The sequence below is a fragment of the Limnobaculum xujianqingii genome, assembly GCF_013394855.1.
GTDB classification, from domain to species: Bacteria; Pseudomonadota; Gammaproteobacteria; order Enterobacterales; family Enterobacteriaceae; genus Limnobaculum; species Limnobaculum xujianqingii.
The window spans coordinates 1,751,682-1,778,185 of sequence record NZ_JABMLK010000001.1 but is presented as its reverse complement, the minus strand read 5'-3'; the positions used below and the strand labels follow the sequence as shown (position 1 = coordinate 1,778,185).

General features: G+C 44.9%; 22 protein-coding genes. 15 read left to right on the top strand and 7 right to left on the bottom strand.

The window, feature by feature from the left end:
- Together GOL65_RS08045 and GOL65_RS08040 are read left to right on the top strand one after the other, a co-directional pair.
- The gene (locus tag GOL65_RS08045; RefSeq protein ID WP_179038224.1) at positions 1-1,335 is read left to right on the top strand and encodes a phage tail protein; all 1,335 of its coding nucleotides are present in this window, start codon (positions 1-3) and stop codon (positions 1,333-1,335) included.
- Positions 1,332-1,847: a tail fiber assembly protein gene (locus tag GOL65_RS08040; protein WP_179038223.1), complete on the top strand. Its 516-nt coding sequence runs from the start codon at positions 1,332-1,334 to the stop codon at positions 1,845-1,847. Before GOL65_RS08045 ends, GOL65_RS08040 begins: the two co-directional genes overlap by 4 nt.
- A gap of 5 nt (positions 1,848-1,852) precedes the next feature.
- Here the strand turns inward: GOL65_RS08040 and GOL65_RS08035 are convergent, their stop codons facing one another.
- From GOL65_RS08035 to GOL65_RS08020, 4 genes are all read right to left on the bottom strand, one after another.
- Positions 1,853-2,773, bottom strand: coding sequence for a GNAT family N-acetyltransferase (locus tag GOL65_RS08035; RefSeq protein WP_179038222.1), 921 nt, complete (start codon positions 2,771-2,773; stop codon positions 1,853-1,855).
- 68 nt (positions 2,774-2,841) lie between these two features.
- Positions 2,842-3,603 carry a BRO-N domain-containing protein gene (locus GOL65_RS08030; RefSeq protein WP_179038221.1) on the bottom strand — a complete coding sequence of 254 codons (762 nt, stop codon included), beginning with the start codon at positions 3,601-3,603 and terminating at the stop codon, positions 2,842-2,844.
- A gap of 593 nt (positions 3,604-4,196) precedes the next feature.
- Positions 4,197-4,907 carry a LysE family translocator gene (locus GOL65_RS08025; RefSeq protein WP_218652016.1) on the bottom strand — a complete coding sequence of 237 codons (711 nt, stop codon included), beginning with the start codon at positions 4,905-4,907 and terminating at the stop codon, positions 4,197-4,199.
- Positions 4,908-4,997: 90 nt separating this feature from the next.
- Complete coding sequence (locus tag GOL65_RS08020) at positions 4,998-5,801, bottom strand: AraC family transcriptional regulator (protein WP_218652015.1); 804 nt, start codon at positions 5,799-5,801, stop codon at positions 4,998-5,000.
- 200 nt (positions 5,802-6,001) lie between these two features.
- On the opposite strand from GOL65_RS08020, the gene yfhb reads away from it, so the two are divergent.
- Together yfhb and tadA are read left to right on the top strand one after the other, a co-directional pair.
- Positions 6,002-6,643 carry a phosphatidylglycerophosphatase C gene (yfhb, locus tag GOL65_RS08015; RefSeq protein WP_228399073.1) on the top strand — a complete coding sequence of 214 codons (642 nt, stop codon included), beginning with the start codon at positions 6,002-6,004 and terminating at the stop codon, positions 6,641-6,643.
- Between the two features lie 53 nt (positions 6,644-6,696).
- The gene (gene tadA, locus GOL65_RS08010) at positions 6,697-7,194 is read left to right on the top strand and encodes a tRNA adenosine(34) deaminase TadA (RefSeq protein WP_140920080.1); all 498 of its coding nucleotides are present in this window, start codon (positions 6,697-6,699) and stop codon (positions 7,192-7,194) included.
- Positions 7,195-7,209: 15 nt separating this feature from the next.
- On the opposite strand, the gene mltF is transcribed toward tadA, so the two are convergent.
- On the bottom strand, positions 7,210-8,703 hold the full coding sequence (gene mltF / locus GOL65_RS08005; protein ID WP_140920054.1) for a membrane-bound lytic murein transglycosylase MltF: 1,494 nt from the start codon (positions 8,701-8,703) through the stop codon (positions 7,210-7,212).
- Between the two features lie 425 nt (positions 8,704-9,128).
- Between mltF and purL the strand changes: the two genes are divergently transcribed.
- From purL to glnB, 6 genes are all read left to right on the top strand, one after another.
- The gene (gene purL / locus GOL65_RS08000; RefSeq protein ID WP_140920053.1) at positions 9,129-13,016 is read left to right on the top strand and encodes a phosphoribosylformylglycinamidine synthase; all 3,888 of its coding nucleotides are present in this window, start codon (positions 9,129-9,131) and stop codon (positions 13,014-13,016) included.
- 888 nt (positions 13,017-13,904) lie between these two features.
- Positions 13,905-15,353 (top strand): sensor histidine kinase, encoded by a 1,449-nt coding sequence (locus GOL65_RS07995; RefSeq protein ID WP_407657467.1) that lies wholly within the window; start codon positions 13,905-13,907, stop codon positions 15,351-15,353.
- Positions 15,354-15,359: 6 nt separating this feature from the next.
- On the top strand, positions 15,360-16,436 hold the full coding sequence (locus GOL65_RS07990) for a hypothetical protein (RefSeq protein ID WP_179038220.1): 1,077 nt from the start codon (positions 15,360-15,362) through the stop codon (positions 16,434-16,436).
- A gap of 29 nt (positions 16,437-16,465) precedes the next feature.
- The gene (gene glrR, locus GOL65_RS07985; protein ID WP_130593025.1) at positions 16,466-17,803 is read left to right on the top strand and encodes a two-component system response regulator GlrR; all 1,338 of its coding nucleotides are present in this window, start codon (positions 16,466-16,468) and stop codon (positions 17,801-17,803) included.
- A 77-nt stretch (positions 17,804-17,880) separates the two neighbouring features.
- Positions 17,881-19,500: an NAD+ synthase gene (locus GOL65_RS07980; protein ID WP_140920050.1), complete on the top strand. Its 1,620-nt coding sequence runs from the start codon at positions 17,881-17,883 to the stop codon at positions 19,498-19,500.
- Between the two features lie 13 nt (positions 19,501-19,513).
- Positions 19,514-19,852 (top strand): nitrogen regulatory protein P-II, encoded by a 339-nt coding sequence (gene glnB / locus GOL65_RS07975; RefSeq protein ID WP_108901578.1) that lies wholly within the window; start codon positions 19,514-19,516, stop codon positions 19,850-19,852.
- A gap of 65 nt (positions 19,853-19,917) precedes the next feature.
- On the opposite strand, the gene hmpA is transcribed toward glnB, so the two are convergent.
- Positions 19,918-21,111: an NO-inducible flavohemoprotein gene (gene hmpA / locus GOL65_RS07970; RefSeq protein WP_140920079.1), complete on the bottom strand. Its 1,194-nt coding sequence runs from the start codon at positions 21,109-21,111 to the stop codon at positions 19,918-19,920.
- A 322-nt stretch (positions 21,112-21,433) separates the two neighbouring features.
- Between hmpA and glyA the strand changes: the two genes are divergently transcribed.
- The 5 genes from glyA (at position 21,434) to GOL65_RS07945 (ending at position 25,660) form a co-directional block, all read left to right on the top strand.
- Complete coding sequence (glyA, locus tag GOL65_RS07965; RefSeq protein ID WP_140920049.1) at positions 21,434-22,687, top strand: serine hydroxymethyltransferase; 1,254 nt, start codon at positions 21,434-21,436, stop codon at positions 22,685-22,687.
- Between the two features lie 172 nt (positions 22,688-22,859).
- Positions 22,860-23,234 carry a rhodanese-like domain-containing protein gene (locus tag GOL65_RS07960; RefSeq protein ID WP_218652014.1) on the top strand — a complete coding sequence of 125 codons (375 nt, stop codon included), beginning with the start codon at positions 22,860-22,862 and terminating at the stop codon, positions 23,232-23,234.
- Positions 23,235-23,252: 18 nt separating this feature from the next.
- Positions 23,253-23,891: a DUF1007 family protein gene (locus tag GOL65_RS07955; protein ID WP_140920047.1), complete on the top strand. Its 639-nt coding sequence runs from the start codon at positions 23,253-23,255 to the stop codon at positions 23,889-23,891.
- A complete protein-coding gene (locus GOL65_RS07950) occupies positions 23,882-24,889 on the top strand; it encodes a nickel/cobalt transporter (RefSeq protein ID WP_140920046.1) in 1,008 nt (335 codons plus the stop codon). The genes GOL65_RS07955 and GOL65_RS07950 overlap by 10 nt, the downstream gene beginning before the upstream one ends.
- A gap of 30 nt (positions 24,890-24,919) precedes the next feature.
- Positions 24,920-25,660, top strand: a complete 741-nt coding sequence (locus tag GOL65_RS07945) for a glycerophosphoryl diester phosphodiesterase (protein WP_140920045.1) — start codon at positions 24,920-24,922, stop codon at positions 25,658-25,660.
- A 56-nt stretch (positions 25,661-25,716) separates the two neighbouring features.
- Here GOL65_RS07945 and GOL65_RS07940 read toward each other — a convergent pair whose 3' ends face one another.
- Positions 25,717-26,466, bottom strand: coding sequence for a hypothetical protein (locus GOL65_RS07940; protein ID WP_140920044.1), 750 nt, complete (start codon positions 26,464-26,466; stop codon positions 25,717-25,719).
- Positions 26,467-26,504: the final 38 nt, after the last annotated feature.

Sequence of the window (26,504 nt, the reverse complement as noted above, 5' to 3'; positions counted from 1 at the left end):
ATGACTAAAGTATTTAAAGTCCCCTTTGCAACACAAGGGGATCGGGTTTCCATACCCGTAGAAACGCAAGTGGACGGTTCCGTTTCCTATACCCAGGGCTACGGGTATGACTACGAGCGCGACCAGACTACCGATCCGGCAGCGAAAGATATCGAACGCGAGAAGATGAATGATGTCTTTCATGATATTACTGAGGCAACCGGAGAAATGCAGGTCTATGGGGCTGCTAAGTGGAGTATTGAGGGAAAGCCTTATCCCCTGATGGGACTTGTTTATCACGACAATAAGATGTGGCAATCGAAGATCGCGAATAATAATGACGAGCCAGCGGAGGGTAGTAGCTGGCACGGACTTAAGGCCGATATTAGTGCCGATTTAGCCAGTAAAGTGGATAAGACTCAGATATCTGACAGCGTGGCATCAAGCTCCAGTGTGACGGTAGCAAGTTCAAAGGCGGTTAAAACTGCCTATGATCTTGCTGCCAGTAAGCTATCCGGCGTTCCTGATGGAACGACAACGCAGAAAGGGCTTGTGCAGTTAAGTAGTTCAACCAATTTTGACAATGAAACTTTGGCGGCAACGCCAAAAGCGGTTAAGGCGGTTAGCGACAAAGCAGATGCCGCTTTACTTGCTGCAAACAGCAAAGTGGTATCCGTGAATGGTAAGCAGGGGGTTGTAACCTTATCTGCCTCTGATGTTGATGCGGTATCGGCCTCAAAGGGGGGGCATTATGGTGGCGCGATATCAGCAACGTATACGGAGAGTAACGGTTTTGGTTATCAATATGCCACGGCAGCTCCTTTTTATAATACGGTAACCCGCGCGCCAAATAGTGAGTTTTGGCCGGTCGTGAAACAACAGTTTCATATTCCCGGCCATAGCGCATATACATATACATTTGGCGTTCTTAATGGTGGCGATGGCAGCCAGGATTTCAAGCTGCATATTATTAACAGCTCCGGAACGGGGACTATGTTTTCGTGGAGTACAAACGGCGATTACCATGCACCCGGCTCATTGAGATGTGGGGCGCACGTTTATGCTGCTTACCATCTTTATGCCGGTGGTGGAAATGCGTATCTCAGAAATGACGGCATGGTAGCCGGGCCTGTATGGGGTGGGACTATCAACGGCTGGATGTACGCTAATTTTGTGTCCGGTGTTCGTTTTGCTGGACGTGTGAATATCGCTGATACTGGAGGTCGAATAGATTTGCCTTCGGGTGCTGTGTATAACGGGATGTCCGGTGCAAACTACAATCCCGCTTACTGGGGAGCATATACACACTTGCAATATTTAATTAACGGTCAATGGGTTAATGCGGGGACAGTATGATTAAGCTAAAGAATTTGAAGAGTTATCAGCCGGAAAATCCGAAATTCGGTCTGGGGGTTAGCTATTTACAAGATGACGATGGTAACGATTGGTATGAATTACAGAAATTATTTAAATCAGATACGCTAAAAATAGCAACTGATAATGACAGTAACATTGTATCGATTGAGCGTGATGTATCGATGTTAACTCCGATGGGTTTTAACGTAACAGAAATAGCACCTGAGAGCGTTCCTGATAGTTTACAGAATGACGGTACATGGATGATTAACGCTAATGATGAAATTGTTAAACGGGTTTTATCAGGATCGGAGGCAGTACGAGCGGCTGAGTTAGATAAATCTTGTAGATTATCTGAGGTTACCGTTTTAATAGCCCCGTTATCTGATGCTGTAGATTTAGGCATAGCCACAGATGAAGAAAAGACTCGTTATGATGAATTGCGTAAATACCGAGTCTTACTTAGTCGCGTAGACACATCAAAACCTGAGTGGCCAAAAATACCAGAATAGTTAACTCATAATGAAAGAATACGCCCTACTGGCTCAGTCACACACCATCTATTTTTATAGGCGGCAGTAGGGCGACCAAATGAATAACGCATTTTTTTACCAAGCGATTCACATAATGAGTAAGCGGACTGAATGTTGAGCCATGTTACAATGGTTCCAGGGCAAAACGATTTATGTGTAGTATCGTAACCACCATTAATGTAATCAAAATTAATCCATTCAGGGCTTTCAGCTTTCATTATCAGTTGAAATGCGCACGGCTTACCATCGATGAAAAGCACGTGGCCGAAGAAAAAGGAGCGCAGGTTTTTTAACATATCGACAAGCTGATCGTAATTGGTATGGTGTTTGTTCCAGCGCTTAAAGAATAGTTCGAAATAAAGTGACACCAGTTCTTCCGGGGATAATTCAGATTGATCTTTTATCTCCCCTCCCGCCTTTATAAACCGCTTTAGCTCCCTGTTTCTGCTGTTTTTTGTGGACGATGAAAAACCGTTTTTGCCACATCCTTTTGCAATGCAAATTCCTCTTTGACTATTCATTTTAAAGCAGGAATTAAGTATTGCGTTCGCATTTATTCGGGACAGAATTTTACTTTTTATTGGAATAATGACGCTAAGTTGATCTTGTATGGGTAAAATCAACTCATCTTTATTGAACGGATAATATTCCATATCTAACATTTTTGTGACTTTTGTATCCCCTGCAAGGTGGTTTCTTCGCCATGTGCAATAGGAGCCGAGCAGCTTACCGTTATTATCACGCCTCACATAATATTGTGGCTGACAGTCAAATCGGGAATGTAGAAAATTCAGCACTTCAGGATGAGTGGCAAAGCTGCCACCGTATAGTTGGTGGCACTGTTTGTAGTCTACTTCTGTCCCAACTTCCCATTTCAAAATTTTTGATGTTAAAAAATATCTCATTATCTCGGTAGTACCCGCTGATTGTAGCTGTGGTTAATAGCCCGCCGAAACGGGCTATACTTGCTAAGTTATAGTGAGGCTGAACCCTTAGCCGTTTCTTGGGTAAAGGCGACCAATTCCCATGCGAGATCTTTTCCATGTTTGTAGCACGCTAAAAACTGCGCAGCTTCCAACAATACCGCAAAATGATCGACCATATCACTAGGCGCTATAAGGTGGGTACCGTCCGCGGATACCGCAGCGTTGGTAGATAGGTCTTTAGTGTGTGGTACTAAACCGGTGATGTTTATCTCGCTTGCCGGAAGCCGCTGAACTGTCGCAGTAGTGCGAAAATGTTCTATGGCAGCAACAGCATCGTCTACTGTAGGGAAGCAGCCAACATAAACAGTGCTTTCGCCATTCCATGCATAAGCACGATAGGGATTATATTTGCTCTGGTGATGATAAACACCGCAAGGTAATTCGGATTTTCTGTTCTTGTAAGGCCCTCTGCTTTTGACGGTAGGCTTAACCTCTTTGTCGAGTAGGTCTAAGACCCATTTGCGAAAATCTTCGGCTACGGGAGTCCGAGCAAACATTGCTATTAGATGAACACCGCGAAGGGAGAAAATACGCTTGCGAGCCTTTAAATTCGCCGAGGTACTCGAATCAAGTACCTTGGACATACCCCCTTCAAATTCCTTTTTATAGCGGGCATAAAGGCCTGTTACTGCTTTAGGATTTGAATAGCCTAATGCTTTAGCAATATCGGCTGATTCAAACCAAATTTGGTTATCTATGTAGTGGGCTTTTAATGGGTGATTATGGAATTTGAAAATTTTAATAGCCATAGTCTGACCTCTTGTGAATTTTAGTTACCTCACCCAATTAGTAGTTGGGTGCCGGGTGTCAACTAGAGCTTCACAAGACGCTCCGGGCATATTCCCCTTACGGGTATTGTATTACGCCTCTCCACCCGACGTAGGAGCGATAGTATACCTGACTTTCAGGCATAAAAAAGCCGCAAAACTATCGGGTGCGGTATGACCGCTTGTGAATTTCTAGTCCGATCAGCATAGGCGATATTTAAATCGATTGTCAAATAATCTTGTAATTTTTTACACCTTCGGGTTTATTGTTTTTTGTCAAGCGGTTTGAATATAGGGGGTGAGGTTTTTTTGTGTTACGGAGCGTATTACTTAAAAACATATAGTTGAATTGTGTTGCTTGCAGCTTATAACACATGGAAATAACTATATGTTTTTAAATAAAAAAATACCCATGCTCGCACATATCACAGTTGATACAGCGCTTTGTAATGAGTAAAGCCATTTTAATACATTACCTAAAGATGCTATCCATTTCGGTTAACTAAAAATGTAGTTGATCGGGGCCTGTCAATGCAGGGGGGAGATGAATGCCGCGCACTGTAGCATAAAACTGGTTATAGCCCAATAACCATAGTGTAGAGCAAATTGGAACTGAGCCATCCATGCAGCTCAGTTCCAATGATGGTTGCAGCTAAAGCATCATTTATCTGGGGGTGATAGCCAGTTTTATTGCCAACAGTAAAAATATCCCGGCAAAGCTGCGTCTCATTATTTCTATGAGATGTGGACGAGTGGCGATATAACCTCATATAACCTCTAATGCCCGAAGCAAACAGGCCATAAATAATAAATACAATAAAGGTAATCAGCATAAATACCGTACTCATAGCCATCATTTCCTGTAAATAATCATTATCATTCGGGTCGATAAACTGTGGTAAGAGGGCAAAGAAAAATAGCGTTAATTTTGGGTTTAAAATATTTAGTAATACGCCAGAAACGATAATTTTTCGCGAGGATGATGGAGGGCTATTCAGTTCAATAGTAAAAGAACCTTTGGATTTCAACATATTCCATGCCATCACGATTAAATAGACCACTCCGGCATATTTTAATACCTCAAAAAGATAGCTATGGGTATGTAAAATAATAGCTAAGCCAGAAATAGCAGCCAGCATATGGGGAACAATACCCAGTGTACCTCCAAATGAAGCCGCAAAGCTTGCCTTATGACCGCCAGACAATCCACAGGCTAAAGTATAAAAAACACCAGCACCCGGTAAAATGGCAATGACCAGAGCCGTTATTAGAAATTCAGCACTCATTTTTTCTCCTGAATCAGGTAAGACGTTTATTTGATGCTGAAGATGGCAGAATGGACCGGGAGGTGTCTTGAACGAAATTGCAGAAAGCTATCAGATAAGTGACTGGCGTAAGCGACCCGGAGTGATTCCTAATAAACGGGTAAAAGCGCGGGTCATATGGCTTTGATCGGCAAAGCCAGCCTCAAGAGCTGTATCGCTGAGGCTTTTATTGGTTGCCAGTAATTTGCGGGCTAAATGAACGCGTTGTTGAAGCAAATAAGCGTGTGGAGGTAATCCCACTTCTTTGGCGAATCCACGCAATAGCTGGAAACGACTTAGGTTAGTAAGGTGTGCTAATTCCTGAAGTGAAACCGGTTGTTCAGGAGCATCATCAAGACGTTGTCGCGCTAAAGTAACTGCCGGAGAATGAGTAACAGGCTGATAGCGTCTGGTTCCATAATGGCTAAAAGTGTAGTGCAACAGCAACTGGTTCATCTCTTCTATTGCCATCATGTCCGGAGTTTTGGTGTTAATAACGTTGCAGAACGCTGAAAATATCCTGGCAAATCGGATATCATTCAGCGCCGGGAGAGTAATTTCGCTATATCTGTCAGATTCGTCTGCTAGCGTATTGGCGACAAAGATAGGATCAAAATAGAACATATCCCACTGCCTCACATGGCTGCCAATTGACATTCCATCGTGTATTTCTCCAGGGTTAACCGTAATCAAATCTCCGGGGAGAGCTTGAATCTGGCCTATGCCACTCCATGAGCGGTGGCCTCCGCTTCTAATCATGCCAATACCGAATAACCCATGAAAGTGGCGGGGAAATGTACTGTTTGAAACCAGAGACATCATTTCCAGACCCGGTGTATAGGTCTTATGGGCATGTGCATAATGAATTCTGGTCATAAGATAAATCTCCTAATGGTATTCACTAACTATATCAAGGATGGTAAGGATAGCGAATACCGCATCTTCACAATGGGTATTCCTTTTCCCTGCGATAAAAACAGTAATAAACGGTATACTGGTTATATATGCCGCTGAATAGCCGGATATTAGCCAATACTAACAGCAGGCTTCAGACAGAAAATTCTTCAGGAGTCAGAGTGTCAGAGCATCAATCGCAAAAAAGGAATGTGTTTTTCGATCTGGATGGAACATTGCATCAACAGGATCTGTTTGGTTGCTTTATCCGCTATATGATTCGCCGCTTACCCGCTAATCTGATTATCCTTATACCTCTGTTACCCGTGATTGTTTTAGGATTACTGATTAATGGGCGAAATAGCCGTTGGCCAATGAGTCTAATGCTGTGGGCAATCACTGCAGGTCAGAATGAAGCACGCTTGAAATGGCTGGAACAGCAGTTTATTCAAAATTTCCGGCAGGATGTGGTTCCTTTTCCAGTTGTTCAGGGGCGTCTGGCGGAGTATTTGAATGATGAGAACACTCAAGTATGGTTACTGACGGGTTCACCTCAGCGCCTGGTTGAAGAGGCGTATGCTGATTCTTTCTTTCTGGGAAAAGTTAATCTGATTGGTAGTCAAATGGTTAGTCGCTACGGCGGTTGGGTTATTGATATGCGCTGTTTAGGCAAACAAAAAGTTGTTGAACTGGAGCAACGTTTGGGCAAACCGCTGTCATTATACAGTGGTTACAGCGACAGTATTCAGGACGATCCGGTGCTTGCCTGCTGCCAGCATCGCTGGCGGGTTGATGAGCAGGGTAATCTTAAAGAGCTGGAGTAGCCATCGCTAACCGATGGTAGTGATTAATATAAAAAGTAGAGTAATTAATGATGATGACGCATTACAGTGACGAAGACTGGATGCGCTATGCGCTGGAGCTAGCTGAACGGGCCGATAGAGAAGGGGAGATTCCGGTTGGTGCGGTATTAGTACAGGACAATCAAGTGATTGCTGAAGGCTGGAATCGACCTATCAGTACCCATAATCCAACTGCCCATGCAGAGATTATGGCGTTACAGCTAGGTGGATTAGCGCTGCAAAACTATCGGCTGTTAAATACTACATTGTATGTCACGTTAGAACCCTGTGTGATGTGTGCCGGAGCAATGGTACATAGCCGTATTCAGCGTTTGGTTTATGGTGCCAGCGATTTAAAAACCGGTGCTGCCGGTTCTCTGATGGATATTCTGGGACACCCTGGTATGAATCATCATGTTGAAGTGACGGCAGGTATACTGTCAGAAGAGTGCTCGGCAAGACTAAGTGATTTTTTTAAACGCCGGCGGGAACAGATCAAATCACAAAAAATGCTGCGGCAGGGGCTGAGTTAATTACCACATCAACTTTTAGTTTTGCTCTTGAGGTATTGGCTGCCTGAGTTGAAATTGATTAGGTTTAATTGCAGGGTAAGACTTACCCAGTTCGGCGTCCTGTGCTGCAGTTTGTTGGGCTTTAGCCAACTGACGATCTTTTTCCTGCAGGTAACCTTCCAGACTAAGTTGATAACGTCGAATATTCTCAACAAATTGATAAGCCTGATAACCACGTGCATAGCCATAACGGGTTTTACTGTAATATTGCTTTTGCGTGAGCATGGTCAGACGCTTTTTAACATCTACCCAACTGTCCGGATTTCCACCCTGTTGGGCTGTCAGACTTCTGGCATCCAGCATATGGGCATATCCCATATTATAAGCAATCAGGGCAAACCAGATTTTTTCCTCTTCGGGAACGCTATCCGGAATTTTTGCCATCAGTTGCTCTAAATAAGTTAACCCTCCACGAATGCTTTGCTCTGGATCCAGACGATCGGTAACACCTAATGAATCAGCCGTATTACGGGTCAGCATCATAATACCGCGTACGCCGGTCGCTGAGGTTGCAGTTGGGTTCCAGTGTGATTCCTGATAGGCAATGGCTGCGGCCAGACGCCAGTCGATCCCTTTTGCATATTTCTCAAACAGCGGCTTCAGACCAGGAAGCGTATTATCAATAGCGTTTAGAAAGGTTTTGGTGTCGACATAGTCAAATTCACCAACATGTCCCAGATATTTCTCTTCCAGTTTTGCCAGAGTGCCATCTTCATTAATTTGATTGAAGAAGTTCAGCATGGCGGCATCCAGGCTATTATCCTCAGTTTTACGCACGTACCACATCACCGGCTCTTCTTCCGTGACATCGAAAGCAACAGCCAGATTAGGATAAATCCGCTGAATCATAGCGATAGTGACCGAATCCGCAATGGTGTAATCCAGTTTTCCATCAGCTACCTGTTTTAACAGATCGACAGAAGAGTCAGAGGGTGTAGCATCCCAATTGAGGTTTGGATATTTACTTTTTTTAAGCTGATGCAATGTAGAAATACTGGCTGCACCCGCTACGACCGTTAATTTACCTTTAATATTGGCCAGTGATTGAGGCTTAGGCGTATTTTGGCGATAAACCAACTGTTGTGAAACCGAATAGTAGGCAGGGCCAACATTCAGGTTTTTCATGCGCTCAGGGTTAAAGATAAGCCCGGCAGCCAGCATATCGGCATCACCATTTTCTAACTGAGTAAACAGGCTGGTAACGTTATGCTCAGTTTCAATATTTAATTTAACACCAAGATAGTCGGCAAACTGTTTCGCCAGCTCATAGTCAAGACCGTCAATCCCGGTGCTACTTTGATAGTAGTAGGGAGTAACGTTGAGAGTGGCAACATTGAGCACGCCTCGTTGCTTAATTTTCTGTAATTGAGTGCTGTTATCGCCGCGCCATTGCAGCGTTGGCCACATGGCTAAAGCCAGTAGCAGGGTAACAACACCAATAAACAGATAGTTAATCTTTAATGGCTTCAAATATGGTTCTCTAAATCAGGTGAATTTTTTTGCTGAATACGAATAGAGTTAAACATTCATGGGCTTTGAAATCACTCTAGTTTGGGTTATCTCGTATAGCTGCTTATCGTTTGATAATAAATGGAATTCTCGGTTAATTTGTATCAGGAAAAGGATAAGCCTGAATTTATAGACAGGCATTTTGCTTAACTAAAGACAACATAGCAAATACTATGTTTCATCGGACTCGTTATTCAGGCGAAAAATAATAGCTACGCAAACGGTTTCGTCATTGAGTTTGATTCTCTATAATAGGCACAGTTTTTTCCGCTTAAGCCTTAGAGGTCATCACAATAGGCGGTTTTTCGGGGGTTTTACTAAATTTGAAACCGATTGCGATTAAAGTACCTATTGTGATGGCCTCTTTAGACCAGAGAAATTCTACTATGGAAATTTTGCGTGGCTCTCCTGCGTTATCTGCTTTTCGTATCAATAAGTTACTGTCACTTTGTCAGGACCTCCAACTGCCGGTCAGCGCTATTTATGCTGAATATGTACACTTTGCGGACTTGATCACACCATTGTCAGATGATGAGCTGACAAAGTTAAAACGGTTGCTGAAATATGGTCCATCACTGGCAGAACATGATCCACAGGGGCGTCTGTTACTGGTGACACCAAGACCGGGAACCATTTCACCCTGGGCATCAAAAGCGACAGATATTGCACATAACTGTGGGTTATCATCGATCCACCGTTTAGAGCGGGGGATTGCCTATTACATTCAGGCGGAAAATCTTTCTGAGTCTCAATGGCACATTTTGTCCGGTTTGTTGCACGATCGAATGATGGAATGTGTGTTTACTGAACCTCAGCAAGCGCAAGCGTTGTTTTCCCAGCATCAGCCAGCTCCATTTGTGGTGATTGATGTACTCACTGAAGGTCGTCAGGCGCTGGAGAAAGCTAACGAAAAGCTAGGGCTGGCGTTAGCACCCGATGAAATTGACTATCTGCTGGATGCTTTTACTGGTTTGCAGCGCAATCCAACCGATATTGAGTTGTATATGTTTGCTCAGGCTAACTCTGAGCACTGTCGGCATAAAATCTTTAATGCTGACTGGGTGATTGATGGCAAAACACAGCCAAAATCGCTGTTTAAAATGATTAAGAATACCTATGAGCAGACGCCGGACTACGTTCTGTCTGCTTATAAAGATAATGCCGCCGTCATGGAGGGCTCAGAAGTTGGGCGCTTTTTTGCTAAACCTGACAGTGGTGTTTATGACTACCATCAGGAAGTCGCGCATATTCTGATGAAGGTAGAAACCCATAACCACCCAACGGCTATTTCACCGTGGCCAGGAGCAGCCACGGGCTCCGGCGGTGAAATTCGTGATGAGGGTGCAACCGGGCGTGGTGCGAAACCTAAAGCAGGTCTGGTTGGTTTTTCAGTTTCTAACCTGCGTATTCCTGGTTTTGAACAACCATGGGAGCAAGATTTCGGTAAACCAGATCGTATCGTTACCGCGCTGGATATTATGACCGACGGTCCGCTTGGTGGTGCTGCGTTTAATAACGAATTTGGTCGCCCTGCATTATTAGGCTATTTCCGTACTTATGAAGAGCAGGTGAACAGCCATAACGGTCTTGAGCTGCGTGGCTACCATAAACCAATTATGTTAGCGGGCGGCATTGGTAACATTCGAGCCGACCACGTACAAAAGGGTGAGATTACCGTTGGAGCCAAACTAATCGTGTTGGGCGGCCCGGCGATGAACATTGGTCTTGGTGGTGGTGCTGCATCTTCAATGGCTTCGGGCCAGTCTGATGCAGATTTGGATTTTGCATCGGTACAGCGTGATAACCCGGAGATGGAACGCCGCTGCCAGGAAGTGATTGATCGCTGTTGGCAGTTGGGCGATGACAACCCGATTCTGTTTATTCATGACGTTGGTGCTGGTGGTTTATCCAATGCGATGCCTGAATTAGTCAGCGATGGTAATCGTGGCGGTAAGTTTGAATTACGCGACATTCTTAACGATGAGCCGGGAATGAGCCCATTGGAAGTTTGGTGTAATGAATCTCAGGAACGCTATGTTCTGGCCGTAGCGCCAGAAAAATTAGCGTTATTTGATCGCCTGTGCCGTCGCGAACGTGCACCTTATGCGGTGATTGGTGAAGCAACAGAAGAAAAGCAGCTTACCCTTCACGATCGTCATTTTGATAACGATCCAATTGACCTGCCGTTAGATGTTCTGCTGGGCAAAACACCAAAAATGGTACGGGATGTCAAAACATTAAATTCAGTCTCTCAACCGCTGGTGAAAGCAGATATTTCACTGGAAGAAGCGGTTAATCGTGTATTGCATTTGCCAACGGTAGCAGAAAAAACCTTCCTGATTACCATTGGTGACCGTTCAGTCACCGGTATGGTTGCTCGCGATCAAATGGTTGGCCCATGGCAAATTCCGGTTGCGGATTGTGCTGTAACTACCGCCAGCTATGACAGCTATTATGGCGAAGCGATGTCTCTGGGTGAGCGAGCGCCGGTTGCGTTACTGGATTTCTCCGCTTCAGCGCGTCTGGCTGTAGGAGAAGCGTTAACCAATATTGCCGCGACTCAAATTGGTGAACTGAAACGCATTAAGCTTTCTGCTAACTGGATGGCTGCTGCCGGTCATCCGGGCGAAGACGCAGGTCTTTATGCTGCTGTAAAAGCGGTAGGAGAGGAGCTGTGCCCTGCATTAGGTATCACTATTCCGGTGGGCAAAGATTCGATGTCAATGAAAACTCGTTGGCAGCAAGAAGGTGAAACGGTTGAAATGACGTCACCACTTTCTCTGGTGATTACTGCTTTTGCCCGAGTGGAGGATGTACGTAGTACGGTGACTCCACAACTGCATACCGGAGAAGATAATGCTTTATTGCTTATCGATCTTGGTGAAGGGCGAAATGGGTTGGGTGCGACAGCATTAGCTCAGGTATATCGTCAATTGGGTGATAAGCCGGCAGACGTACATAACGCAGATAAGCTGGCAGCGTTCTTTAATGCTATCCAGGCTCTGGTTGCCAGTCGTTCACTTTTGGCTTATCACGATCGTTCTGACGGTGGATTGATGGTGACTCTGGCAGAAATGGCATTTGCTGGTCATTGTGGATTAAAGATCGATCTGCAATCACTGGATAGCGATATGTTATCCGTTCTGTTTAATGAAGAGCTGGGGGCTGTTATTCAGGTTTCTCAGGATAAGTTGACCGAAGTGAACGCTTGCCTGTCATCATTCGGATTAACTGACTGTGTACACCATATTGGTTGTGCAGTGTCGGGCGATGAGATAGATATTCGTTACGCTGAGAAGCCAGTGTATAAGCAAAGCCGTCAAACACTACGTATGTGGTGGGCTGAAACAACATGGCAGATGCAACGCCTGCGTGATAACCCGGATTGTGCTGATATGGAACATCAGGCAAAACAGCAGGCAAATGATCCGGGTCTGAATGTTAATCTGAGCTTTGATGCTAAAGATGATATTGCAGCCCCTTACATTGCTAAACAATCGCGTCCTCGGGTTGCGGTACTACGTGAGCAAGGGGTGAACTCTCATGTTGAGATGGCAGCTGCTTTCCATCGGGCAAGCTTTGATGCTGTTGATGTACATATGAGTGATTTATTGTCGGGAAGCATTCAGTTGGATGGTTTCCATACGCTGGTAGCTTGTGGCGGCTTCTCTTATGGTGACGTATTAGGTGCCGGGGAAGGATGGGCTAAATCGGTACTGTTCAATAATCGGGTACGTGACCAATTTGATGCTTTCTTTAATCGTCAGGATACATTGTCTCTTGGCGTATGTAATGGCTGTCAGATGATGTCTAATCTGAATGAGTTGATTCCGGGATCTGAACATTGGCCGCGTTTTGTGCGCAACCTGTCAGAGCGTTTTGAAGCGCGCTTTAGTCTGGTAGAAGTGACCCGTAGCCCATCATTACTGTTGCAAGGGATGGAGGGTTCGCGCCTGCCGATAGTCGTTTCTCATGGCGAAGGGCGGGTTGAAGTTCGTGATGCACAACATCTGACGGCGTTAGATCAATCCGGACTTGTTTCTATGCGTTATGTGGATAATTTTGGTCAGGTTACCGAAAACTATCCGGCTAACCCGAATGGTTCACCAAAAGGAATCACGGCTATTACCAACCGGGATGGACGCATTACTCTGATGATGCCTCACCCTGAGCGTGTTTTCCGTACGGTGAGTAATTCCTGGCATCCTGCCGAGTGGGGCGAAGATGGTCCATGGATGCGCTTGTTCCGTAATGCGCGCAAGCAGCTAGGTTAATAGAACATTATTAATGATAAAAAGGCGACGAAAGTCGCCTTTTTAATTTTATGAATAATAAAGAATTTCTTATTGCTGTTGGTAAATGCAGACAATTGGTCTGATAGGCTGTCTCAAATAAGAGACACATAATTATATGATTTCATTAAATAATTAAAGAGCAGTAAAACAGTGTCGGTTTTTAGAGACGGTTCGGGCAAGAATTCACCGCAAGGACAGAACGATTAAATTATATGAGTAGATGAATTTAAATAAAATTCATTGTTTATCAATTGATTGTAATTTTTATTTTAAATGTGGCACGCTATGTGCATTATTTTATGCGTCGCTCATTCACCTTTTTATGTCAGAACACAATTTGTGGTGCTACATAAGCCTTAGAATGATGCCAAAGCCATGGTACCTATCGTCTACCAACCCGATATTCACTGCTTCGGCAGCTTATCAAACATCAGACGACACGTTGAGTGAGGTGCCAGCCTGTGTCAGGTTGTGATGAACCTGCTGTTATGAACAACACTTCATCAATTATTGACACATATGGATGTTATTCGTCAGGTCTATCGATGTCAGGTTATGCCTCCATCACTCAGAAGACGAAAACTCAGGACATCCACGTATTTCTCCCGAAGGACGGAAACGTCCTTCGGGAACTCACGTACTAAAGTAAACGAAATTCGTTAGGCACTTACCATTCTTGGTTAAGTGCTTTTTTTTTGGCTGCGATACAGCAGTAGAGCGAGATAACACAAAAAAGCCTGAAAGCAATTTTTGAGTTATTATGCCCTTAATGGACAGATGCAGAACAATCCGGGCGTAAGAAAATCTTTGATGAAACAGGTTAAAGAGCTATTTTCTTCCATCGGGGTCAGTTAGCATCGTTATCGATTGATTTACCGTGAGAGTATCAGGTTGAAAAAATTGAGCCGTTTTCCTCATTCCCTTCGTCAACTGGTGTTACTGGCCTTCCTGTTGGTGCTATTACCATTGCTGATTTTGGCTTATCAGGCATATAAAAGTTTAGATTTGTTGAGTGAACAGGCGGCGGATAGCAATAATACGACCCTAAAAGATGCGCGACGTAGCGAAGCAATGACCAATCTGGCATTAAGTATGGAACGCAGCTATCGGCAATATTGTGTGCTGGGCGATAAAACACTGGAGACACTCTACCTGAATCAGCGTCAGCAATATGCTGAAATGCTGGAGATGCACGCGGCGATTATCCCCGATCAAAACTATTATAAAACGCTCAAGCAGCAGCAGGCAGGGCTGGCCGAAATTCACTGTAAGAACAGTGGTCCAAATGAAGAGTCATCCATTTTATTAGAGCAGTTTTCTAAAGCAAACGCGGATATGGTTCAGGCGACGCGAGCCATTATTTTCTCTCGTGGTGAAAAACTACAGCAGGCCATTGCGGATAAAGGCTACTTTTTTGGGCAGCAGGCGTTATTGCTGTTTTTACTTAGCGTATTCTTAGTTTTCCTGTTTACCCGAATGATCATTGGGCCGGTGAAACGGGTTGAGCGTATGATTAACCGTTTGGGAGAAGGGAAGTCACTGAGTAATCTCACTGCATTTAAAGGTCCCAGGGAGATCCAGTCGCTCGCTCAACGTATTGTCTGGCTGAGTGAACGCCTTTCGTGGCTGGAATCACAACGTCATGAATTTTTACGGCACATTTCTCATGAACTGAAAACACCGCTGGCCAGCATGCGTGAAGGTACGGAATTATTGCTCGATCAGGTTGTCGGACCGTTAACCGACGATCAAAAAGAAGTCGTCTCTATACTGGATAACAGTAGCCGACATTTACAACAACTGATTGAACAATTGCTGGACTACAACCGCAATCAGACAGACGTACGTACCGAAAAAGAGCATCTTGACCTACAGGTTATGGTTTCTGCGGTAATTTCCGCCCATAGTTTGCCTGCAAGGGCTAAACTTATGCGCACGGAATGTCAGTTGGCGCTGAGCCATTGTTGGGCGGAATCGGTATTATTAATGCGTGTTCTTGATAATCTCTATTCCAATGCAGTGCACTATGGTGCGGAATCCGGTACCATTTGGGTTATTAGTCGTCAGGTTGGACAATCTATTCAAATAGATATCGCCAATACCGGAGAAAAAATCCTGCCTCAGGAAAAAACGATGCTGTTTGAACCCTTTTATCAGGGGAGTCGCCAGCGAAAAGGGGCGGTAAAAGGCAGTGGCCTGGGATTGAGCATTGCCCGTGATTGTATCCGTCAGATGGACGGTGAATTGCTGCTGGTCGATGTAGACTATGCCGATGTGTGCTTTCGAATTGAACTACCGTTAACTGCTGAGAAGTAATGCATAATGCCTAAAAGGTTTACCAAACAAGATTTAAATTATCATTCTACGCTTAGCCCGGTGAATACGCACGGGGTGACGGGCCGATGGCAGAAAGTATTAACGCTTTCTGTTTTTATGTTGCCTGTAATGTTGGCCGGATGTAGCTATCAGTCGTTTACTGAAAGTGCATCGGGTGAAATCCGCTATGAAACGCCAAATCGTAAAGTCAGTGATTATTCACGAGTGAGTTGTGACGGTAATATCTGGAAAGCTCAGGATAATGAAACTTATGCTAACTCATTATATTGGCTACGCCTGATTACCTGTTCTCAGGCGCTTCCGGCTTCCCGGGCTCAGGCTCAATCCGCTGAATACGAAACGACAACCTGGGATGGTGTAATGAAGCGCGCCGTCTTGTTGTCCCGGGTTGAGGTCAATAATTCAGAACGTCGACGTTCACTGGAACAGCTAAAGAATTACCGTTCCATGTATCCGGATACCGTCTATTCTCTGATTCAACTCTGGACTGATGAACAGTCCATGGAACTTAGCCTGTCGGATGAAAGAGTTCGCCATCAGCGCCAAAAAGAAAGTAATGATACACAAATGGACGCGCTGCACGCTCAGTTACAGGATACCAAACATCAGCTTAATGAAATGACGCGCAAGCTGGAGAACCTGACCGATATTGAACGTCAGCTCTCATCACGTAAAAATCTTCCGGCCGATAGCACTATCGGTAGTGGCGCAAAAGTTGAACCTGCACCCGTTATTATTCCGCCACCTCCGGTGGTGCCAGAAAAGCCAGCAGGGGTAACGCAGCCAGCGTCAGCAGCTCAGAAAGTAGCTCCCGATGCTAAACCAGCAGCAAACGAAAAAGCGGTTGAGCCCGCAAAATCTACGCCAGAAGCTAAACCTGCACCAGAGGCTAAGCCTGCTGTGAGTGAGAAACCTGCGGAGCCTGCAAAAACCGCCGCACCCGCAGTAGATAAACCAGCAGCGCCTCAGAGTAAAGCAGAAAAAGAGAGTGCTAAACCAGCACAGCCACCGGCAACAGCTGCTCCGGCTAAAGTAGATACTCCAGCAGCAGAGAAAAAATAGACCAGCCGTTATTAAGGAGTTTAGTTGATATGACATCGCGTAAGCCTGCCAATTTATTACTGGTTGATGACGATCCCAGTCTGTTAAAGCTACTGGGAATGCGTTTAACCAGTGAAGGTTTCAATGTCACAACGGCGGAGAGTGGACAAGAAGCATTGCGTCGTTTAGGTCGTGAGCAGATAGATTTAGTTATCAGCGATCTGCGGATGGATGAAATGGACGGCATGGCGCTGTTTAATGAAATTCAAAAACATCAGCCAGGTATGCCGGTTATTATTCTTACCGCCCATGGCTCTATTCCTGATGCGGTTGCCGCGACACAGCAGGGTGTCTTTAGTTTCCTGACTAAACCGGTAGATCGCGATGCGCTGTATAAAGCCATTGATGATGCGCTGGTGATGAAAGTGCCGGCGGGTGATGAAAGCTGGCGAGAAAATATAGTGACCCGCAGCCCGCTGATGTTACGTCTGCTTGAGCAAGCCAAAATGGTGGCTCAGTCTGATGTGAGCGTGCTGATTAATGGTCTGAGTGGAACCGGTAAAGAGGTATTAGCCAAAGCAATACATAGCGCCAGCCCACGGGGAAATAAGCCTTTTATTGCGATTAACTGTGGCGCATTACCGGAACAACTTCTGGAGTCCGAGTTATTTGGACATGCCAAAGGTGCATTCACTGGCGCAGTCAGCAGCCGTGATGGCCTGTTTCAGGCCGCAACCGGCGGCACACTGTTTTTGGATGAGATCGGTGATATGCCGTTACCGCTGCAGGTAAAACTGCTACGGGTGTTGCAAGAGCGTAAGGTACGTCCTTTGGGCAGTAATCGCGATCTGGACATCGATGTGCGGATTATTTCGGCGACTCACCGTGATTTGCCAAAAGCCATGGCAAAAGGGGAGTTCCGTGAAGATCTCTATTATCGCCTGAATGTGGTTACCCTAAAAATTCCTGCGTTAAATGAACGGGCAGAAGATATTCCGCTGTTAGCTGACCATCTGTTGCGCGAGTCAGCGAAACGCCATAAGCCTTTTGTACGCAGCTTTTCTACTGATGCGATGAAACGTTTAATGGCCGCCAGTTGGCCGGGTAACGTACGTCAACTGGTCAACGTCATTGAGCAGTGCGTAGCGTTGACCAGTACACCGGTTATCAATGAAGCATTGGTTCAACAGGCTTTGGATGGCGAGAATACCGCACTACCAACCTTTGTCGAAGCGCGTAATCAGTTTGAATTGCTCTATTTACGCAAGCTTTTACAGATGACTAAAGGTAACGTTACCCATGCTGCCCGTATGGCAGGACGAAACCGAACTGAATTTTATAAATTGTTGTCACGCCATGAGTTAGATGCGAACGATTTTAAAGAGTAGCGTTTAATCTTTTTTAATCCGGGCGACAGTCATTTATACTGCCGCCTTTGTAACCTGATAGCGAACAGTGAATTGATATGAGCAAAGCTCTCTCTATCGCATTAGCGCAGTTAAATTGGCTGGTTGGTGATATTGAAGGTAACACTAACCGTATGCTACAAACCATCAGCGAGCAGCAGCAGGCGGGAGCCGACCTGGTGATGTTTTCTGAGTTGGCCCTGACCGGTTACCCACCGGAGGATTTACTTTATCGTGACGATCTCTATCAGCGTTGTGATGAGCAATTAGCCCGATTGCAGGCGGCCTCCTCTGAGACAGCGGTTATTGTAGGGCATCCATGGCGGGACAATGGGCATTTGTATAATGCACTTTCCATGTTCTGGCAGGGAAATCTGGTTACTCGCTATTACAAGCAGCAGCTGCCTAACTATGGCGTGTTCGATGAGAAACGCTATTTCAGTGCTGATGACAGAACCTGTTATGTCGAATTTAAAGGTTACCGCATTGGGTTACTGATCTGTGAAGATTTGTGGTTTAACGGCCCGGTTGATGCTCTGAAAGCGGCTAATGTAGATATGATTCTGTCCATTAACGCTTCGCCTTATAACCGTGAAAAACCTTATATCCGCAACCAACTGCTGGCAGAGCATTGCCATCGCACCCACCTGCCACTGCTGTATTTAAATCAGGTGGGTGGTCAGGATGAGTTAATTTTTGACGGCTGTTCAAAGGTTTTTGATGCGACAGGTAATATGACGCACAAACTGGCAGCCTTTAAAGAGCAGACTCAACTGGTTAAATTTAACAACTATCATATTGAATCCATGGTGTTGCCAGAGCAACCATCAGAACTTTCATTGATTTATGATGCGTTGGTATTGGCGGTACGCGATTACGCCAATAAGAATGGCTTTAAAGGGGCGATTCTTGGTTTATCGGGCGGTATTGATTCCGCTCTGACGCTGGCGATTGCCGTTGATGCTTTGGGCAAAGAGAAGGTTCAGGCAGTGATGATGCCATTCCGCTATACCGCAGAGATCAGTATTGAGGATGCGCGGGAAGAGGCAGAAACACTGGGCGTTGAGTTTGATGTTATCTCCATTGAGCCGATTTTTGATGCCTTTATGACTCAGCTGGCGCCAATGTTTGTTAACACTCGCCGTGATACCACTGAAGAAAACCTGCAGGCGCGTTGCCGTGGGGTGATCTTAATGGGGCTATCGAATAAACGCGGTAGTTTGGTGTTGACCACCGGAAATAAAAGTGAGATCGCCGTAGGGTATTCGACGCTTTATGGTGATATGGCGGGTGGTTTTGATGTATTAAAAGATGTACCAAAAACGCTGGTGTTTAAACTATCGGAATATCGCAATACCCGTTCACCGGTGATTCCTCAGCGTGTGATCGATCGTCCACCTTCCGCGGAGTTGGCTCCGGATCAGAAAGATGAAGATAGCCTGCCGCCTTATCCGGTACTGGATAAGATCCTTGATGGCTATGTGGAACGAGATATGTCCGTAGATCAACTGGTGGCAGAAGGCTTCGATGAGGCGATTGTGCGTAAGGTTATCCGCCTGGTTGATATTAATGAGTATAAACGTCGGCAGTCACCGGTAGGCCCGAGGATTACTGCACGTAACTTTGGCAAAGATCGGCGTTATCCGATCACTTCCGGCTTTGGCCGTAAAAACTGGTAAGGGTTTGACTTTTATGAAGAAGATTGACGCAATCATTAAGCCGTTTAAGTTAGACGATGTCCGTGAAGCACTGGCGGAAGTGGGTATTACCGGTATGACGGTAACGGAAGTGAAAGGTTTTGGTCGCCAGAAAGGGCATACAGAGCTGTATCGCGGCGCTGAATATATGGTGGATTTTCTGCCAAAGGTGAAGATTGAGATTGTTGTTGCTGACGATATCGTTGATACCTGCGTCGAAACCATCATGAATACCGCTCAGACAGGTAAGATTGGCGACGGTAAGATTTTTGTATTTGATGTGGCTCGGGTGGTGCGTATTCGTACCGGTGAGCAGGACGAAGACGCTATCTGAGAACTCTCCCTTTATGAACCGTTACCTTTACAGGCAACGGTTCATTCATCTTGTTGTACTACAGGCTATAACACTTTATGTGGACCAAAACACTCGTAATGGAGCTGTTGTGGTTTAACTCCCCAATTGATTAACTGTTGAGCAACGTGCTGCATAAATGGCACTGGCCCACAGAAGTAATAGTGCATATCAGACTGGTTAAGTGTGGACTTCAGTTTATCAAGGTCCATCAAACCCTGATAATGGTTGGATGCATTCAGATCGCTATCCTGAGGATGCTGGTACCAAACGTGAGCTTCGGTATCTGGCATGCTATCGAGCAACTGGTTTACTTCCTGACGGAAAGCATGAACACCTGAACGTTCAGTGGCGTGCAGCCAGTAAACCGGACTTTGGTGTGTTTGTACTTTTAGCGTATTTAGCATGCCTAACATTGGTGTCAGGCCGACACCACCAGAGATTAATGCAACCGGGGTGTCAGGTTTAACATCCAGATGAAAATCGCCATAAGGTGGCGCCAGATTGAGAATATCTCCCTGCCGAGCAATATCATGAAGATAGTTTGAGGCTTTGCCCTGCGGCTCGCGTTTAACGGCAATACGGTAATATTTACCGTTTGGTGCATGGGTTAATGAGTACTGACGAATCTCCTGGTATTCCAGACTGTCGCTTTGCAGATAAAGGGCAATATATTGACCCGGTATAAAATCAGCTACTGGTTTGCCGTCGACTGGCTCCAGTTCAAAGCTGGTAATAATCTCGCTTTCTTGCTGTTTTTTAGCAATACGGAATGGACGTAATCCTTCCCAACCACCCTGTTTATCAGCGACCTGCTGATAAATTTCATTTTCCCGTTTGATAAATACATCAGCCAGTACCTGATAGGCTTTCCCCCAGGCATTTAGTACTTCTTCACCGGGGCTCAACATTTCATCCAGAGTGGCAAGTAAGTGTTCGCCAACAATGGCATATTGCTCTGGTTGAATGTTAAAGCTGGTGTGTTTATGGGCAATACGTTCAACTGCCGGAAGGATGGCCGCTAAATTTTCAATGTTTACCGCATAGGCACATATCGCATTAAATAATGCTTCACGTTGGGCACCGCTGAATTGATGGCTTAGGTTAAAAATATCTTTCAACTCAGGATTGTGCTGAAACATGCGATCGTAAAAATGAGCGGTTAACGATGGGCCAGTAGCAGTTAATACGGGGATGGTAGCTTTAATGGTGGCAATCGTTTGACTATCAAGCATTCTCATATCCTTTTGATAGGGATTAATTAACATATATTTAAAATACATGTTTTAATTGATCCATGTCAATAGTTTTACCCATACAAAAATAGCAGATAAATTAGCAATTAAATCAGCAATTAAATCAGTAAGATGATTTTTAGTATGAGTGGAAAACAGTGTTTTAAGTTGTCTTATGGGGGCTTTGTCTGTTTATTGGATGAAAAGCAAACGTTTGCGTAAAAACCTTAATTTGGGTCTATTTAACAAGATGAAAACATATTACACTGGTTCGATGTTGTACTTAGTTGCACCTTTACCAGTTAATTAGCTTACTCAGGAGATGCGGATGTTAAAGCGAGACATGAACATTGCCGATTATGATGCCGAATTATGGCAGGCCATACAAAAAGAGAATGTTCGCCAGGAAGAGCATATCGAGTTGATTGCTTCTGAAAACTATACCAGCCCACGCGTAATGCAGGCTCAGGGAACTCAATTAACCAATAAATATGCCGAAGGGTACCCGGGTAAGCGTTATTACGGCGGCTGTGAGTATGTTGATATTGTTGAGCAGTTAGCTATCGATCGTGCCAAAGAGCTGTTTGGTGCTGACTATGCTAACGTGCAACCACATTCAGGTTCACAGGCTAACTCTGCAGTTTATATGGCGTTACTGAATCCGGGAGATACCGTACTGGGGATGAATCTGGCACACGGCGGTCACCTGACCCACGGTTCACCAGTTAACTTTTCCGGTAAGTTATATAACATCGTCCCTTATGGTATTGATGAGAGTGGTCAGATTGACTATAACGATCTGGCTCGTCAGGCTGAAATTCACAAACCAAAAATGATTATCGGTGGCTTCTCTGCCTATTCCGGTATCGTTGACTGGGCAAAAATGCGTGAAATTGCAGATAAAATTGGTGCTTACCTGTTTGTTGATATGGCTCACGTTGCAGGTCTGATTGCTGCTGATGTCTATCCAAACCCGGTTCCTCATGCTCATGTAGTCACTACCACTACGCATAAAACGTTAGCGGGTCCTCGTGGCGGCCTGATTTTAGCGAAAGGCGGTGATGAAGAGCTGTATAAAAAACTGAACTCTGCGGTATTCCCGGGTGGTCAGGGCGGTCCGTTAATGCACGTGATTGCAGCAAAAGCGGTAGCGTTAAAAGAAGCCATGGAGCCTGAGTTTAAAACTTACCAGCAGCAAGTTGCTAAAAACGCAAAAGCGATGGTGGAAGTATTTAAATCTCGCGGATATAAGATTGTTTCTGGTGGAACTGAAAACCACCTGATGCTACTGGATCTGGTGGATAAAGATATCACCGGTAAAGATGCTGATGCTGCTTTAGGCAGAGCAAACATCACAGTAAACAAAAACAGCGTACCAAACGATCCAAGAAGCCCGTTTGTTACTTCAGGTGTGCGTATCGGTACACCTGCGGTGACTCGTCGTGGCTTTAAAGAAGCAGAAGTACGCGAACTGGCCGGTTGGATCTGTGACGTGCTGGACAACATCAATGATGACGCCACCATTGCTGCAGTAAAAGCTAAAGTTCTGGATATTTGTAAACGTTATCCGGTTTACGCATAGTTGTTCCAACAGCAATAGCGCCGATTTTCATATACAGTGATAATCAGTGCCAGCAACAGAACTATTAATAACAGGCGCTATATCGATAATATAGCGCCTGTTTTTTTACTGGAAATCGTCACTGTGGGCGCTGATAATCTATAGTGTCTTTATGATAACCAAGGAGAAGTGTGTGAAAAAGCATAACCCAGGTTTTGAGCAGTTGTGTGAAGCTGCGCGTAAAAATGTACATGAAGTTAGCATTCAGCAAGTAAAAGAGATGATGGACAAGGGGACAATTCCACTGGTTCTGGACGTTCGTGAAGAGAGTGAATATCAAAAAGACCATATTCCCGGGGCAAAACATGTGGGACGTGGTGTGTTAGAACGTGATATTGAAACTGTTGTTCCGGATAAAGCAACTCCGATGGTGTTGTACTGCGGTGGTGGCTATCGTTCTGCATTGGCAGCAGAAAGTATTCAAAAGATGGGTTATACCAATGTGCTTTCAATGGATGGTGGATACCGTGGCTGGAATGAGGCTAGTTATCCGTTGGTAAAAGAGTAATCAATTAAGCAAATCCCCATGACGCTGATAACTCGAACCATAGTGTTTGCCATGATGTGCCTGCTGAGCCCATTAGCAGGCGCTCACCCCCATAGTTTTATTGATATTGATTCCAGCCTGGTTATTCAAAAACAGCAGTTGGTTGGCGTTCGTATGGTATGGGAGATGGATGAGTTGACATCGGCAGCGTTGCTGTTAGATGCCTCAATGGCAAAAGATTCACCGTTAGTCTGGCAGAGTATGGCGGATGAGCTAATGGAAAATACCCGTAACCAGCTTTACTTTAGCTACATGAAGCTCAACGATAAGCCAGTTCAGTTTGCTGAGAAGGCGGATAACTATTCGCTATCGCGTTATGGTAATAAAGCAGTATTTACTTTTGTTTTGCCGTTAGCCAATCCTGTACCATTGAAAAACAGCACTATCACGCTATCAACCTATGAACAGAGTTACTATGTGGATATGCGTTATCCTTCAGAAAAGTCCATCCATCTATCCGATGATATCGCTGAAATATGCAGTGTGAAGTTAACCACACCTAAACCGGACGCTTCTCTGATGGCTTATGCCCGCTCATTAGATAAAAATGATTCTCCTGGAGAAGACATGATGTTGGGCAGCAAGTTTGCCCAGATCGTGACGTTGAAATGCCATTGATTGATAATAAACCCAACTATTTTTCTGGTCGTTTTTGGCCGCTATATCTTTGTCTGATAGCTCTTGTACTGCTGGCAGTACTGGTCTGGTTAAAGTGGCCGGACTTTTTATTGCAAAGCGCCATTTGGCAAAAGCAATTGCATCAGCAGCTGGTTTCGCTGTTGCAACAAGTTAAGCAACATCCACTGGAAACCGGTGGCATGCTGATGTTATTCAGTTTTATTTACGGCGTACTCCATTCTGCCGGGCCGGGCCACGGCAAAGTCATTATCACCGCCTATCTGGCAACCCATCCTTTGAAACTGCGTGCCAGTCTGCTACTAACTTTAGCCGCTTCACTGGTACAGGGTGTGGTGGCTATTTTGCTGGTTACCATTGTGCTTTCAGTACTTCAGCTTTCAACACGCACTATTCATCAAAGTAATTTCTGGATGGAAAAGGGCAGCTATTTATTAATTGTGCTGGTGGGCGGAATACTTTGCTACCGGGCTATCCGGCAATTACGCAGTATGGTGAAGCAAAAGCCAGTGCCACAAACCCTTAAGATAAACGCTCTGACCCCGCTGGAACCAGGACACGTACATAGTGACAGTTGTGGATGTGTTCATCGTCATTTACCTACTGCCGATGAACTGGAGGTTTCCGGTGGCTGGAAAACCAATCTGGCGATTATTCTTTCTATAGGTATTCGGCCTTGTTCCGGCGCAATACTGGTATTGTTGTTTTCTAAAGTAATTGATGCTTATCCGTGGGGAATAGCCGCAGCGATGGTGATGGCGTTAGGAACGGCCACTACCATTTCACTGTTAGCACTGTTTGTGCATTATGCTCGCCGTTTAGCAGAAAAAGTGACGGCAACTCGCCAGCGTTCCGAATGGGGCAAGGTGGCGCTTATTTCCTTTTCATTATTTGGTGGTGTACTGCTGATTTTGTTTGGTTTGGTTCTGTATTATGGGGTGTCGCCAGCGGCATCTGGCGGCTTACGTTATTTCGGTTAATGTGGTTTGAGTTTATTCACGGGAGAAGTTATGAAAACTGTGTTTGCGCATCGCGGTGTGTCATCACTGGCGCCGGAAAATACGTTGTCTGCCATAAAGTTATGTGTTGATTATCAGGTAAGCTGGTTTGAGTGTGATATTGATATTCTTCAGGACGATACTATTGTCCTTTCCCATGACTCAACGCTCGATCGTTGCACTAATCGCTCAGGTTCGCTGTTTGAATTAAATCAACAAGATTTGGATGGAGTTGATGCCGGAAGCTGGTTTAGCGATGAATATCGCGGTGAGCGCATTCCTACACTGAATCAACTGATAGCGTTGATGAATCAGTATCAACTAAACGCCAATATTGAGATTAAATCTGGCGATGTTAGTGCAGAAGCAAGCCGTCGTTTACTGGCAGGATTAGATCGGGCGTTAAATCAGCTTGATGACGGACGGGAATATATCATCTCCAGTTTTAACCCTATGCTGCTGGCGGAGTTTAAGCGATTACGTCCTCAGGCACCTGTGGCCTGCCTGTTTGAAAATCATACTTTAAATGATGACTGGCATGTGATTATGGAGTGGGTCGGTGCTGAATATATTCATCCTCAAAATGAGGGACTGACTCAACAGCAGGTACAGCTCTTTAAAAGTAAGGGTTATCGGGTAAATGTCTGGACGGTTAACGCTAAAGACCGCGCTAATCAGCTATTTAACTGGGGTGTGGATGGCATATTTACCGATTTCCCTCAGAGTTTTTCCTCGAAGTACCGGAAAGGTTAAGATTACAAATGGTTTTCTGAATGATGGCTGAATTTAAATAAACGTTTGGAGATAGCTTATCCCAACTGGTATTTAAGACGGCTTTTGCGGAAATCTTTCAGTGTGAATTCACCGACGCATAGTGAGCTGCTGTCATATTGTTCAGCTTCTGGTTCGCTGATATAGCTAATCTGATGGTGTAATCCATGATTTTTTACCCATAGAACCAGATTCAAATTAGGTTGTGATATATCCATACCATTAAATTCATATTGCTCCCGACGGCAGAGAAAGCAGGCGGTTTGCCCGGGAAGAATGCTTAATTCAACATCTGAGCGGGGAAATTGAGTCCAGATTGTTCCATCATTAGTCACGCTGGAAATATGGAACTGGTATGGGGCAAGAGAACGAATATTGTGGTACATCAGTTCAGACTGTTCCCCGACATATTTATTCGACTTAATCCGGTTTTCGCTACGCACCCACTGATTTTCGAAAAAATACTCGCCGGACAGGCTTAAAATGGCATTGGTATTGGGAGTAAATAGCGATTCTACCAACGAATTTTGCTTCGCAGCGATAGACAACCTGGGAACTTGATTGATGAATGAAAGATAGTTCGAGCTTTTATATTGGCGAACTCCCCGCATCGGGCGGCTGTCAACTAGTTCAAAGAATCGATATTCAGTCGCTTTGGAAGGGCCGGTATAAAAGAACGCATCTTCTGGCAATGTGGTTCTGACGATTCCTTTGCCATAGAAAGAAAATTCCCGAACAAAAAACTCTAAGAATAGGGTGGGACAGGGAAACTGAATAATATCCATCATTATCAATGAACCAATATGACCGGGCAATCTTATAACAG